This window comes from Amycolatopsis iheyensis (assembly GCF_024703995.1).
Taxonomy (GTDB): domain Bacteria; phylum Actinomycetota; class Actinomycetes; order Mycobacteriales; family Pseudonocardiaceae; genus Amycolatopsis; species Amycolatopsis iheyensis.
Genome location: NZ_JAMXQV010000060.1, coordinates 1 through 13,009 on the forward strand (window position 1 = coordinate 1; position 13,009 = coordinate 13,009).

Below are 13,009 nucleotides of genomic sequence, written 5' to 3' on the forward strand. Positions count from 1 at the left end.
CGCCCTGATCTGCCTGGCTCGCCGCCGCTGCGACGTCCTCTACGCCATGCTTCGCAACGGCACCCACTACCGCCAACCCGAACCGGCCACCACAGCGGCTTGACAACCAGATAGGGACACCCCCCGGCTAGGCAGCGCAAACCACGTGCGTCGTCCACGGCGAACGAGCGGATGATGGCACGGCTCGTCGGATCGGCCCGTCTCAGCCACGTTCGATGCGTACCTTGGCGGCAACCGGGAACACCACGCTGATGAACAAGAACCTTCTTGCGGGAATCGCGGCCGGCGCGGCCGGCACCACAGCCCTGAATGCCGTCACCTACCTCGACATGGCCATACGGGCGCGCCCGTCCAGCTCGACGCCGGAAGAGACCGTAAAGCGTACGCAGCAACTCATGGGTGTGAAGCTCGGCGACGGCGACAGCGCGGACAACCGCCGCTCGGGACTGGGTGCGCTGATGGGCATCGCGGCCGGCGTAGGGGTGGGCGCGCTCTACGGAATGGTACGCCCGCACTTCGGCCGGCTGCCGCTGGTCGTGCTGGGCGCCGGCTCGGGGTTGCTGGCCAACGTCGGGACCACCGCTCCGATGGCGTTGCTCGGAGTCACCGATCCACGAAAATGGACAACCGACTCCTGGCTCTCGGATCTGGTCCCGCATCTGGCGTACGGGCTCGCGACCGCGGCCACGTGGGAGTGGTTCCGAAGCGCCCAGAACTGACCGGCTCGAGGCTGATCGCGTCCTCTGCCGATCGCGGACTGTGGGCTGACCCAAGGATCGTGCGGCGAGCACTGCGGGCCACGGGGATGGACGCGGTCCTGACTGCCGCCGAAGGCCAAGGCCGGCTCGCGCAGACCTGGCCGGCACGTCCTTCTTCGGCTCGTCGTCAGATGATCGCGACGGGGCAGTGCGAGTGCCTAGCCGCCCTGTCGCCGACTGAACGGAGCACCAGCCGTACGAGCTTGCCGTGGGTGTGCTTGCCGACCACGAACAGTGCCGCACCACCAGACCGGTCACCAAGAGCGTTGCTCGCCGGTTCAAAGTTGCGCTTCCTTCAACATCACGACGTCCGTCGACTGCTGTTTCGCCGGTGCTGTGTTCCGGAAACGATGCGCCGGCACCATGACCGTGACTCCGAGCAGTCCCCAGTCGGCCGAGAGCACGATCACGGGCCAGCGCCAAGACTCCTCGACGTTCACCGTCGCACCGAACCGTCTGACACCGTCCGACTCGAAGATGCCGCCGAACGGAGCCGCGGCTCCGTCGTTCACCGTCTGGTCGTTGACGCGCACCATCCCGGCACGCAGCCGGTCCCCCGACCGACCTCGATGGCCCGCTCGGCGAAGCCCGCGTGGACACCCGCGACGAGACCGTACGGCGTCCCGTTCGCCAGCTCGATCGCCTCGTCATCGGTGTCGAAGGTGGTGACTACGGCGATCGGCCGAAGGTCTCTTCGGTGAACACCGGCCTGTCGGGCGTGACGCCGGTGAGGACCGTGGGGCGCAGGAAAAGGCCGTCGCGGGTGCCACCGGCGGCGATCGTCACCCCCGCCCGCACGGACCGGTCGACGATCTCGGTGCTGTGATCGGCCTGGCTCTCGTTGATCACCGACGGAACGTCGAACGCAGGCAGAGCATAAGTGTAACCACCCAGGACGCGGGTAACCGCAGAGAAACCTTGTGAGGAGCGCACCATGGTAATCGCGTGCGGGACGAAAGGCCGGGGCACCAACCGCATCCGGGAATCCGGTCCAGTGCCGACGGCGAGCGGACAGGCGCCATGCTGACCATCGAGCCGGCCGCGGCCCGCGCAATCGTCGATCTCGTAGCGAGTGAAGGGGCAGCGCCGGAAGGCGGATTGCGGGTGCAGGCGCTGGCCGGCTCGAGTCCGGAGCAGCCGATGGTGACCGTGTCGGTCTCCCCCTCGGCGACGGAGATCGACACGGTCTTCGTCGACGAGGACACCGCGGCGCGGGTCTTCGTCGATCAAGCCACCGCCGACGTCGTCGACGGCCGCACGTTGAGCCTCGAAGAGCGGGAACCGCCCCGGTTCGCTGTGCGGTGACGCAGCCGGCGGCACCACACGACAGGGAATGTCGCGCAGACGAGAAGAAGTGGTCGGGTGCCCTCGCCCGAGTGACCAGCCGGCCGCATCCGCACCTGCTGTTGGGTTGAGCGTGCTGCGGCGAAACCCTGGCCGCTGCGGTGTGTTGACCGGCACGAAGTTGGCGGCCGAGTCGTGGTCGATGAGCAGTCCGTACAGTCACAGCACCAGGTAGGTCACGCGGGTAGCCGTGGGCGCCACGAGCGGTGCGGGCCAGCGCGAGGCCGGAGGTCAATCGGTCGTAGACCGTGGTCAGGCCGGGGAACACAGCCCGAAGGTGCGGTGCCAAGCCGGTTCACCGCCCAGCGCCGGGGTAACCGTCCGGACATGACGGACGCGAAACGGATCGTGGTCACCGGCGCGACCGGCAACATCGGAACCGCGGTGGTGGCTGCGCTCGAGGCCGACCCCCAGGTCGAAGAGATCGTCGGCCTCGCGCGCCGAGCCGTCCCGGTGAACACACCGACGACGCGGCCCGTGCCGGCCGACGTCGAAACAGACGACCTCGCACCGCTGCTGCGCGACGCCGCCACGGTCGTGCACCTGGCCTGGCTGTTCCAGCCCACCCGACGCCCCGAGCGGACGTGGCGCGCCAACGTGCTCGGCTCGATCCGGCTGTTCGAGGCAGCCGCCGCAGCCAGGGTGCGGAAGATCGTCTACTCGTCCTCTGTCGTCGCGTACTCACCTCGGCAAAGTGACACACCCGTCGCGGAGGAGTGGCCCACCCACGGCTGGCCAGGTGCCGCTTACACGCGAGAGAAGGCGTACCTGGAGCGGCGTCTCGACGCGTTCGAGCACCGGCACCCCGGCGTCACCGTGGTGCGGATCCGGCCGGGCTTCGTGTTCCAGCGCGCTGCCGCGTCCGAGCAGCGCCGCCTGTTCGGTGGCCCCCTCGTCACGGGCCGCCTGCTGCGGCCGGGGCTGATCCCGGCCGTCCCGGACCTGCCCGGCATGCACGTCCAGGTGGTCCACAGCGCGGATCTCGCCGACGCCGTTCGCCGGGCGACGCTCCGACCGGTCACCGGTGCGTTCAACGTCGCCACCGGCCCGGTTCGTCGCCGGCCTGCTCGGCGCGCGGACGGTGCCGGTGCCCGTGGGCGCGGTCCGGGCGGCTCTCGCCACCGCTTTGGCGGCCGCACGCCGTGCCCGCGACGCCCGGGCTGTTCGACGCGGTCCCGCGGCTCCCGATGATGAGCACCGCCCGGGCCGAAGCCGAGCTGGGCTGGCAACCGCGTCACGACGCCGCGTACACCTTGAACGAGTTCTTCATCGGGCTTCGCTCCGGCGCAGGCGGCGGGACGGCTCCCCTCGCACCGGACGACCAGCGGGCGCACGAGTTCGCCACCGGCGTCGGCCGCCGGCCCTGATGCCGGTGACCAGGCCGCTGAGCTGGCGCTCGCCCGCGTTACCTCGATAGCCGAAGTCGCCGAGTCCGGCGCGGCCTCATTGCCCTCCACTGGGACGCTGTGGAAGCCCGAGTGCGCAAAGAACGTCGTCGCATCGCGACGCGCGCTAGGCCATTCGGGTGTAGTGCACCACGACAAGCGTGTCTCGTGGTTGGTGGGGTAGCCGATCCGCGATCAACGCCCAAGGAGGGCTGCCCCATGCCGGATCGGATCGAAATCAGCCACCGCAGCAAGCCCATCCCGTGCGCGATGTGTGGCCAGCACGCCCTGCACATCGGGCGGATCCTGTCCCCTGACGGAACCCTGCTCGGGAGAACCTTGGTCTGCACGGTCTGCCGCCCGCGGCCGCAAATTGCCGCCTTCCGGCGCGCCGCCTGACGACACGGGACACGCCTGCACGAAGCGGGGCAACGATTACCTCTGTTGCGCTCGACAGCGTGGTCCAGAACAGATTCCACGATCAGCGCGCCATGACGATCCCGGCCGAACTGCCTGGCGTGGCCGGCGCGATGCGAGAGAGCCGAGGTGGTGAAACCATGGACTCGAATCTCCTGTGGCTCGATCCAGGTGAGGGCGATGGACAAGATGACCGCTACGGTGACGACCGCGGCACAGGCGGGCGCGGAACGGGCACGGTCGCGTGCGCGGGCTGCAGGTGACCGCGTTCGCCAGCTGCAAAACCGTCGGCGTGAGCTGGCGATCCGGCAGCGAAACCGTAGAAGCCGTGTTGACAAGGTGAAGGCTGTTCAAGACGCGAAAGTCATAGACGAACGCGCTGCCACCGCCCTCAAAAGCCTGCGGCTAAGCCGCCTTCGCTCCGCCGCAGCGCATGACAGTGCTGCCTGCGTGTTCGAACGCGTAGCAGAACTGGGTCTCGGCCGCGGCTCCACCTGTCGGGCACAAGCTGCCGGCCATCGCGCGGCAGCAGCCGCGGATCGCCGACGAGCCGCCGGCTGCCGAGCGCCACAGTCCACCGAGACTCCACCGCCGGCGAGCCGACACGACGCACTTTGGCACCGCGTCGTGCACGCCGCTCGGCGTGCCGACCCTTCCGTCGGCTGCGCGGCGGCCGTGGCGCAAGCGACGCTGCGCACCGTGCCGGGCGTCGACGCGGTGGTCATCACGATCCGCGGCGATGGTCTTACGCAACACGAAGTCGCGGCCACCTGCGAATGGGGACACCGGGCCGAGGAGCTCCAGTACACGACTGGGGAAGGGCCCTCCGTCGTCGCTTTCACGACCGGCCGGCCAAGCGCCATTCCCGAGCTGGCCGGGCACGGATGGGAGTGGCCGGGTTTCGTCGACGCAGCGCTCGACCGCGGAATCGGTGCGGTCTTCTCCTTCCCGCTCGTCGCGACCGTTCCGCTCGGCACGATGACCCTCTACTGCCGAAGCGCTGGAACCCCGCCGGCGGGACTGGCCGACGCATGGGACCTGGCCGGGATTGCCACAGCCGTGCTCCTGGCCGACGCCGAGTCCGAGTTGCTCGAGCAGATCAGCGGCGCCGGTGCCCACGACGACATCAACATCGCAGTCGGGATGCTGTCGGCCCGAGACAACCTGACCGGCGACCAGGCCCTCGCCAGCCTGCGCGCGAAGGCCTTCACCTCCGGCCGGTCACTGGCTTTGGTGGCACGGGAGATCGTGTCCCGCCACCTGCGCGACTGAACCGCCGATGATCGCGACGGCACTCGCGTCCGCAGATTCGCGAGCGCGCCGCGGCGATGTCGCCGGCGAGCATGAAGTCGAGCACCGTGGCGATCGTCAGTTCGTCATGGAGCGGCAGGCTCAGCGCCATGAGGGGTAGCGTCATCTGCCGCAGCTCCTGCGGGAGAAACAACGCTCCTGATTACTGTCCGGCGGGACACCGTCGGCGCACGCATTTCGCCGAGCTTTCGTGTCAAGCAAGCTTGGTCTCATACCAGACGCTGCCGATCGCATCTGCATTCGATCGGCAGTATGCGATTGAAATGCCGTTGTGGTCACCGGCATCGCCGGATTGCCAGTTGCCCACGATCACGTAACTTCCGCCGCCCGGGATCAGGCAGCGTCCCAACATTCGGAAGAAGCCGGGAAGACCGCCGGTGCACCGGCCGATGACGTAGTCCGGACTCCCGGATCCCGGGTAGACCTCGCATGAGTAAGCCGAGGCGGGCCCAGCTGTTCCGACGCTGACACCCAGTGCAACAACAAACGCTGCCACCACCAAGGCGATTCGCTCTTTCATTGTTTCTCCTATTCTGTTTTCGAAAGCTTGGATGGGACGGCCGGCCGAATCAATCCGGCGAGCCGTTCGAGCGGGTGGTTGCCTGCGGGCTGCGCAGTCCGCAGGCAACCACCCGTTCCTTGCTCAGCTTGGGCCGGCGGTTCAGCTGGTCAGCACGCCCCATCGCGTGACCTTGAAGCCGGTCGGGCAGTCACGCTCCGACCACAGTCCCGGGTTGTACCGGACGAACGGCCCGGCGTACGCCTTCCCGTTCGTGCACTCGATGTAGACGGCGTACGTCGTTCCAGGGCCGCTGGTGCAGGTGACCGTGGTGTACGAGGAGCCGACGCCGCCGGACAGCCCCGGGCACACCGGGCCGGCGTCCGTACTCGCTGATGCCGCACCGGCGCCGGTCACTGCGACGGCACCCGCGAACGCCGTCACCGCCAGCACCCTGGCGAGTGTCTTCATCATGATGGTTCCCTTCGCTGAAATCCTGACCCCGCGCTCGCTTGGCGCAGGGGCGCTCCGCGAAGAGGCTCCCTCCGCTACATGCGCGAATCAGTAACCCGTGAAGGGCTGAAGGGGTTGATAACCACCTCGCCGTACCACCCAGTTGGCGTAGTTCTCTCATGCAAGTGGTCGAACCGGAGCCGCTCCGGTGTGCACTGGTGCTGAGCAGCGACCGCGACGAGGACCTGTGTCGTCGTTCGCAGTGCCCGCTTGAGCTGGTGAAGCAATCTGGGCCACCGGCGGCTCTTCGAGCTAGGTAACTCTCGGCGAGAGAGACACCAGTGCGCGAGCCTACGGATTCGTCGCGAGCCGGTCTGCGGCCGGTGACGTACCCGGACCTGCGCCGGCCGGCCTGGCCGTCGCGCTTACCGCCCCGGGAATCGCCGACGCCCGGTTCGTCAGCAGCGTCGTCGACCAGGATCCGGACGAGCCGGCCAGCCCTCTCCTCGATGGGCTGGCCACCGCATCCCTCCCACCACAGGCCGCGACCTTCAACACCCGGCTCTTGCTCGGAACTCGCGGCGAGCAGCGCAACGCCGCCCTGATCGCGGGCACCGCGGACCCCGTCATAGGTGAGATCACGGCGATACCGAACACCGACGGAACCTTCAACCTGGCCGGAGCCGGCGCCCGAGTCGGAGACCTGGTCGCCACCGACGACGGACTGCTCGGCCACGTCACACTACGAACTCGACCAATGCGACCGCGAGCACAGACCTCGCCACATCCGGCATCCGTGACCCCGCGAGTGCCGGCCGGCCATCGACCGGGGCGAGCACTCGCTGAGACAAAGGCGGGAGGCGCTAAACCACGGTTGGTGCTCGCGCGTGGAGGACATGAGCGGCCGGCCGAGCTGTGTTTCCGGTACCGGCTTTCGCCCACTCGAGGGAGAAGAGTTCTGATGACCACAACTCCGCACCAGCCCAGCGGCCCGCGAACAGCACCACGGCGTCGCGCACGGCATCTTGTCCTCGGCATGGCGACTGCCGCAGTGGCGGCCGGGTCCCTGCTGACCGGGGCACCTGCGGCGCTGGCGGCTGCCCCCTCGTCAGCGGCCACAGCCGCTGTTCCGTGCGGCTACCGCGAACAAGCGCCGTTCGCGTTCTGGTACAACTGCCGATCCACCAACGTCAAGATCCGCGTCGACGTCATCCTGTACCCCGACCGCGACTACTGCACGCTGCCCGGAGACAACTTGCTCGACAGCGGCTCCTCACGTACCCGCGGCGCGAAGGAGATCGGCGGCTGCTGAACGGCGCACCGTTCAGGGCTGGCTTGCCGGCCGATCCGCGATCTGCTTGTCGACTGTCTGCGCGAACGTTCGTCCGCGCCGCGGACGGCCAGATGATCGAGACGACGGTCGCGCGGATCAACTACCGCGAATGCCTGACCCCGGTTCGAGCGTTGACCGGAAGGAGGACAAGCCCGCGGCAGCGCCAGCCAATCCTGTCGATCCTGGTCCACACCGTCGACGAACGTCGCAACGGCGCGGCCGCGCTGCTCGCAGCACACCGCTGAAACAGGCGATCACCGCGGCGGGGCAGACGTTGACCAAGGGCGGCACCAGCCCGCTCAGCCGACGCCAAGATCCGGGCCGAGGACCCGGCTGCCGGCGATCGGCCTGACCTCGGCTGGGATGTCCTGTGTGGTCCCAAGAGATAGTTGACGGTTTGTGCGGAAGGATGTGTCCGTGCTCAGGCGTGCGCTGAGCCGACGATCACGGCGCGCACACCTCGTGCGGCCGCGAGGCCGCCGAGGATGGCGGCCACGACGACCCAGGACGCGACGTTGAGCTGCGCGACGCCCGACAGACCGTGGCCGAGGTTGCAGCCGCCGGCCAGCCACCCGCCCGCGCCGAGGAGAAACCCGCCGGCAACGAGCCGCAGATAGCGGACGCGCGGTTCACCACGCACCTGGAAGTCCCCGGTCACCCGGGCCGCCAGCGCGCCACCCGCGACGATGCCCAGGAGGAACGCCGTCAGCCACCAGTTCGGCTCGCCGACGGCGAAGGCGGCGACCGCACCGACCGTGCTGGGGCCGAAGTCCGCACCGGCCGCGCCGGCGAGCACCCAGCCCGCGATCGTCACCGCGCCGAGCGCGACTCCGGTGATCGGCCAGTCCCAGTGCCGTGGTCGCGGGCGGTCCGAGCTGCGCCACATCCACAGCACACCGGCCACGAGGGCCAGGAACGCGAGGGCGAACGCCGGCCGCGGTACGCCCAGCACAGCCGGGAACGTGGCTCCGGAGCCCCCCGGCAAGAGGATCGGACCCGGCAGCACCACGTGCCGGGCGACGAGTTCACCGACCGCCCAGCCGCCGATTCCGGTGAGGCAGCCGAGCATGCCCGAGCCGAGCTTGAAGAACAGTCCCGACACACACGTCCCGGCGACCGCCATCCCCACACCGATCACCGCGCCGCCCACCACGTCGGCGACCGGCGCGAAGGGCAGCCCCTGGTTCAGACCGTCGCCGAGCGGGGTCGAGAACAGCGCCGACAGGCCCACCGAGCTGATCGCGACACCCAGCAGCCAGCCACGCGCCAGCAGGAACCGCCGCTGGAGAACACCGGAGAACGTGGCGCGGAAGCACAGCTGGGCGCGCTGCAGCACATAGCCCATCCCGACACCGGCGAGCGCGCCGGCGACGATCGCGATGATGGTCACGAACTGCGTGCCTCCTGTGTGTCGTCCTTCAGCCCGGACACCTTCACCGGTCGTTCGTGGCCCGGTCAGTCCCAGATCGGTCGCCATCCGGGTGAGGCGGTGTTTCCTCGGCCGGGCACGCAGAAGGCGGGGCACCGGAATCCGGTGCCCCGCCCTGGTGCTTCCGCTGACCGTCAGACGGTGTGCGGGGTGTGCGCGAGAGTGTTCCAGCCCGAGGCCAGGACGTCGGCGTCGCCGCCGTTGCCCGCCCAGCCGGAGTTCCCGCCGGTGGTGGAGCTGTGGTTCCAGGCGTCGCCGGTCGAGCCGGTGGTGCCCGTGCCACCCGAGTTGCCCGAGGTCACCGTGGTGGCCGACTTCGTGCCGTTCTCGTGGTTCCAGCCACCGTGGTGGTGACGGCCCTGCTGCTCGTGCCCGCGGGTCGAGGAGACGGCGGTGTTGCCGCCGGTCGAGCCCGAGTCACCCGAATTGCCGGACTTGCCGCTCACTGCGTTGTTGTGGCTGGTGGCGTTCCCGGCGTCGCCGGAGTTGCCGCCGTTGCCGCCCTTGGCGGTGCCGGTCACGACACCCAGGACGCCGGTGCGGCCGCCCTGCTCGTGCCGGTTCCAGCCCCAGGCGTGCCCACCGCTGTTCGTGGCGGAGTTCTGGCCGGTGGACACGACGGTGGCGTCGCCACCGTTGCCCGCCCAGCCCGAGTTCCCGCCGGTGGTGCTGCTGGTGTTCCACGCGTCGCCGGTCGAGCCGGTGGCGCCGGTGTTACCCGAGTTGCCCGAGGTCACCGTGGTGCTCGACTTCGTGCCACCGCCGTTGTCCCAGCCACCACCGTTGTTCCAACCGCCACCGTGGTAGCAGCCGCAGCCGTGGTTCCCGCGACCGTTGTTCTGGCCGCCGAGCGTCCACACGATGGCGGTGTTGCCGCCGGTGGAACCGGAGTCACCCGAGTTGCCGGAGTTCCCGGTCACCGCGTTGTTGTGGCTGGTGGCGTTTCCGGCGTCGCCGGAGTTGCCCCCGTTGCCGCCGGTGGCGGTGCCGGTGACCGACCCCAGGACGCCCGTGGTGCTGCCGTCCTGGTTGTGGCGGTTCCAGCCCCAGCCGTGCCCACCGTTGTTCGTAGCGGAGTTCTGCCCGGACGCGACCGTGGTGGCGTCGCCACCGTTGCCCGCGTTGCCGGAGTTGCCGCCGGTGGTGGTGCTGGTGTTGGTCGCGTCACCGGTCGAGCCGGTGGCGCCGGTGTTCCCGGAGTCACCCGAGGTCACCGAGGTGTCGCAGCGCGCCAGCACGCACAATCCGTAGGCGCTGTTGCCACCGGTGGAGCCGGAGTTCCCGGAGTTGCCCGAGTTCCCCGTCACCGCGGAGTTGGAGCTGGTGGCGTTTCCGGCGTCGCCGGAGTTGCCACCGTTGCCGCCCTTCGCGGTTCCGGTCACGGAGCCGAGGACACCGAGGATCCCGCCGCGCGACGAGTGCGAACCGGCCTTGTTCTCACCGGACGCAGCCGTGGTCGCGGAGCCGCCGTTGCCGGCACTCCCGGAGTGGCCGCCGGTGGTGGTGCTGGTGTTCGAGGCGTTCCCGGTCGAGCCGGTCGCGCCCGTGTTCCCGGAGTTGCCCGAGGACACCGAGGTGTTGCACTTCGCGAGCACGCAGACGCCGTAGGCGCTGTTGTGCCCGGTGGAACCGGAGTTGCCCGAGTTGCCGGAGTTCCCGCTGACAGCGTTGTTGCTGCTGTTCGCGTTCCCGCCGGTGCCCGAGTCGCCGCCGTTGCCGCCGGTGGCGGTGCCGGAGACGACGGAATGCAGCGTGTCACCGAGCCCGCCCAGCGGGCCCGAGTTGCCGGTGTCCGCACTGGCCACCGCTGATCCCAGCAGGACGAACCCACCGGAGATGAACGCGGCGGTCAGGCCGCGTCGCACGTACTTGTGCATGACTTCCCTTTCCGTACTCTCTGTCCATTGTGGATTTTGAGGATGGAAAGGGTTCGTCAGCTGGGATGGTCGTTTCCGTAATAGACCAGCCAGTGCAGCGACGGCGGGCCACCCGGCGGTGCCCGCCACGTGCGGTCCGTGCCCGGCATGCCCGAACCGGACTCGGTCACGGCGTACTCACTGCCGTGCTGAGCACCGGATCCGGCCGACATCGCCCCGCTCACGCCGGAAAGGTCGGCGGGCATACCGCCGCCACCGGATCCCGACATCGGACCGGCAACGCCGACCTCCGCCGAACCGGAATGCCCGGCCACCGGCCGGACAACGGCCTGACCGTCGTGTTGACGCTGCGAGTCAGCCCGCTCGATGACCACCGGACCGCTCGGTCCGGCAGACGCGGCGACCACCGGCGCAGCACCGGAGTCTCCGCGCGGCGTCGGTTTCGCCGGCTGAACGACGTCCGAACGCCCGGTCACCGCCGGAACCAGGTGCTCGGCCCCGACCGCCCGCACCACCGGCGCGGTCAACGGGGCCGTGGCGTGCAGAACCGGCGAGGTCACCGGAGACAGCGCGTGCACAACGGGTGCGGTGACCGGCCACACGGCCGACAGCACCGGCTCCGCCGCCCGCAGCACCGGCCGGGTCACCGGCGCGACCACGGGCGCCAGCCCGGTCGTCACCGGCTTCACCACCGGAGCCACCCGCGTCGTCACCGCGTGCACCGTGCCCGTGACCGGCTTGAGCGCCCGCTCTGCGGGCTTGAGCACGTCGTGCGTGGTGCTCCCGACGCCGCCGAGCAAGCCGGGCCGATCCGGCGGCGGCGGCGAACCTTCGGAAGCGTTCGCGGCCCCCGACATGGCCATGGCCAGCAGGGTGAATCCGAACAACGCACCAGCCACCACAAGCACCCGAATTACCAGCGGGTGCCCCACCGGCGTGTCATCCGTCAGGGAAGTATCCATCCATCTCACCCCCCTTCGAGTCTGGACTTCACCGTCAGTGCTGATTCGAGGCCGGGATCCCCCTCGGATGGGCGAACAAACGATCTTTTTCTCTTTACCCGAAAGGGTTTATTACCTCTGAGTAGCGGGTAAACTCGCCGCTTTTCTCATCATCACCGCCGAAAACCACTCCGTCGTTCACGGAGATCACCCGGGCAAGTGCTCGCGGTGGCCGGAGTGGCTCAACCCGTTGACCAGGCTTCACAACTCCACCGGGGAATCGACCCATCCGCTCGGCGGTCGGCTTCGAACGCGCAGTGTCCACGAAGGATCCATCCCGGCGCCGGGAGCCTGGCGGCGGGTTACGCCCGCACTGCACGCGCGGGCGGGGAGGAGATTCGTCCGTGTTTGGCAAGCGCTTTGCCGCTTCGATGATCACCCGGAGCGCCGAGAACGACCAGGACCGCCGCCGCTTCCTCAAAGCCGCCGGCATGACCGGCCTCGGCGTCGTCGGCGCCGGAGCCCTCGGCGGCCTCACCGCCGGGACCGCGTCCGCCGCGACCGCCCGCCCCACGGAAGCAGCGGCCGCCGCCTCCGCCGAGGTCAGTGACGGCGCGGTCCTCAACTTCGCCCTCAACCTCGAATACCTCGAAGCCGAGTTCTACCTCCACGCGACCACCGGCCGGGGTCTGGCCGATTCGATGACCACCGGTACCGGCACCCGCGGCGGCGTCACCGGTGGCCGGGCGGTGCGGTTCGAGACGCGCGCCGCGCGCCAGTACGCCCAGGAGATCGCCTCCGACGAGAAGGCACACGTCCAGTTCCTGCGCTCCGCTTTGGGCTCGGCCGCGGTCAGCCGTCCGGCGATCGACCTGCAGTCCAGCTTCACCGCCGCCGCACAAGCCGCCGGCCTGGTCAAACCCGGCCACAGCTTCGACGCGTTCGCCTGCGAAGAGAACTTCCTGCTCGCCGCGTTCCTGTTCGAAGACGTCGGCGTCACCGCCTACAAGGGCGCCGCCCCGCTGATCAGCAACAAGACCTACCTGGAAGCCGCCGCCGGGATTCTCGCCGTGGAGGCCTACCACGCCGGCAACATCCGCTCCGCGCTGTACCAGCGCGGTGACGGCAAAGCCACCGTCAAGCTGTCCAACGCCCGCGACAGCCTCGACGGCCCCACCGACGACGACCAGGGCGTCATCGACAGCCATGGCCAGGCGAACATCGTGCCCACCGACGCGAACGGCATCGCCTACAGCCGCTCA

General features: G+C 69.4%; 14 protein-coding genes and 2 pseudogenes. 8 read left to right on the plus strand and 8 right to left on the minus strand.

Annotation, left to right across the window (positions count from 1 at the left end; all coding sequences use genetic code 11):
* Window positions 1–215 precede the first annotated feature (215 nt).
* Window positions 216–719 (plus strand): hypothetical protein, encoded by a 504-nt coding sequence (locus tag M8542_RS49465; protein WP_257927403.1) that lies wholly within the window; start codon window positions 216–218, stop codon window positions 717–719.
* 166 nt (window positions 720–885) lie between these two features.
* On the opposite strand, the gene M8542_RS50750 is transcribed toward M8542_RS49465, so the two are convergent.
* The 3 genes and pseudogenes from M8542_RS50750 to M8542_RS49475 form a co-directional block, all read right to left on the minus strand.
* Window positions 886–993 carry a universal stress protein gene (locus M8542_RS50750; protein ID WP_372508820.1) on the minus strand — a complete coding sequence of 36 codons (108 nt, stop codon included), beginning with the start codon at window positions 991–993 and terminating at the stop codon, window positions 886–888.
* A 43-nt stretch (window positions 994–1,036) separates the two neighbouring features.
* The gene (locus M8542_RS49470; RefSeq protein WP_257927404.1) at window positions 1,037–1,294 is read right to left on the minus strand and encodes a hypothetical protein; all 258 of its coding nucleotides are present in this window, start codon (window positions 1,292–1,294) and stop codon (window positions 1,037–1,039) included.
* A pseudogene (locus M8542_RS49475) lies at window positions 1,267–1,736 on the minus strand (aldehyde dehydrogenase family protein). The gene M8542_RS49470 and the pseudogene M8542_RS49475 overlap by 28 nt, the downstream one beginning before the upstream one ends.
* 42 nt (window positions 1,737–1,778) lie before the next feature.
* Here M8542_RS49475 and M8542_RS49480 point away from each other — a divergent pair.
* From M8542_RS49480 to M8542_RS49495, 4 genes and pseudogenes are all read left to right on the plus strand, one after another.
* The gene (locus M8542_RS49480) at window positions 1,779–2,063 is read left to right on the plus strand and encodes a hypothetical protein (protein ID WP_257927405.1); all 285 of its coding nucleotides are present in this window, start codon (window positions 1,779–1,781) and stop codon (window positions 2,061–2,063) included.
* Window positions 2,064–2,429: 366 nt separating this feature from the next.
* A pseudogene (locus M8542_RS49485) lies at window positions 2,430–3,469 on the plus strand (NAD-dependent epimerase/dehydratase family protein).
* 237 nt (window positions 3,470–3,706) lie between these two features.
* Window positions 3,707–3,886: a hypothetical protein gene (locus M8542_RS49490; protein ID WP_257927406.1), complete on the plus strand. Its 180-nt coding sequence runs from the start codon at window positions 3,707–3,709 to the stop codon at window positions 3,884–3,886.
* Window positions 3,887–4,084: 198 nt separating this feature from the next.
* Window positions 4,085–5,176 carry an ANTAR domain-containing protein gene (locus M8542_RS49495; protein WP_257927407.1) on the plus strand — a complete coding sequence of 364 codons (1,092 nt, stop codon included), beginning with the start codon at window positions 4,085–4,087 and terminating at the stop codon, window positions 5,174–5,176.
* A 232-nt stretch (window positions 5,177–5,408) separates the two neighbouring features.
* On the opposite strand, the gene M8542_RS49500 is transcribed toward M8542_RS49495, so the two are convergent.
* Window positions 5,409–5,735: a hypothetical protein gene (locus tag M8542_RS49500; RefSeq protein WP_257927408.1), complete on the minus strand. Its 327-nt coding sequence runs from the start codon at window positions 5,733–5,735 to the stop codon at window positions 5,409–5,411.
* A gap of 141 nt (window positions 5,736–5,876) precedes the next feature.
* The gene (locus M8542_RS49505) at window positions 5,877–6,188 is read right to left on the minus strand and encodes a hypothetical protein (protein WP_257927409.1); all 312 of its coding nucleotides are present in this window, start codon (window positions 6,186–6,188) and stop codon (window positions 5,877–5,879) included.
* 1,015 nt (window positions 6,189–7,203) lie between these two features.
* Here M8542_RS49505 and M8542_RS49510 point away from each other — a divergent pair.
* Window positions 7,204–7,479 carry a DUF6355 family natural product biosynthesis protein gene (locus tag M8542_RS49510; RefSeq protein ID WP_257927410.1) on the plus strand — a complete coding sequence of 92 codons (276 nt, stop codon included), beginning with the start codon at window positions 7,204–7,206 and terminating at the stop codon, window positions 7,477–7,479.
* 92 nt (window positions 7,480–7,571) lie between these two features.
* Window positions 7,572–7,745, plus strand: coding sequence for a hypothetical protein (locus tag M8542_RS49515; RefSeq protein WP_257927411.1), 174 nt, complete (start codon window positions 7,572–7,574; stop codon window positions 7,743–7,745).
* A 176-nt stretch (window positions 7,746–7,921) separates the two neighbouring features.
* Here the strand turns inward: M8542_RS49515 and M8542_RS49520 are convergent, their stop codons facing one another.
* The 3 genes from M8542_RS49520 to M8542_RS49530 form a co-directional block, all read right to left on the minus strand.
* Complete coding sequence (locus M8542_RS49520; RefSeq protein WP_257927412.1) at window positions 7,922–8,890, minus strand: YeeE/YedE thiosulfate transporter family protein; 969 nt, start codon at window positions 8,888–8,890, stop codon at window positions 7,922–7,924.
* A gap of 173 nt (window positions 8,891–9,063) precedes the next feature.
* The gene (locus tag M8542_RS49525; protein ID WP_257927413.1) at window positions 9,064–10,806 is read right to left on the minus strand and encodes an autotransporter outer membrane beta-barrel domain-containing protein; all 1,743 of its coding nucleotides are present in this window, start codon (window positions 10,804–10,806) and stop codon (window positions 9,064–9,066) included.
* 56 nt (window positions 10,807–10,862) lie between these two features.
* On the minus strand, window positions 10,863–11,768 hold the full coding sequence (locus M8542_RS49530; protein WP_257927414.1) for a hypothetical protein: 906 nt from the start codon (window positions 11,766–11,768) through the stop codon (window positions 10,863–10,865).
* 383 nt (window positions 11,769–12,151) lie between these two features.
* Here M8542_RS49530 and M8542_RS49535 point away from each other — a divergent pair.
* On the plus strand, window positions 12,152–13,009 hold an 858-nt coding region (locus M8542_RS49535), incomplete at its 3' end, for a ferritin-like domain-containing protein (protein ID WP_257927415.1).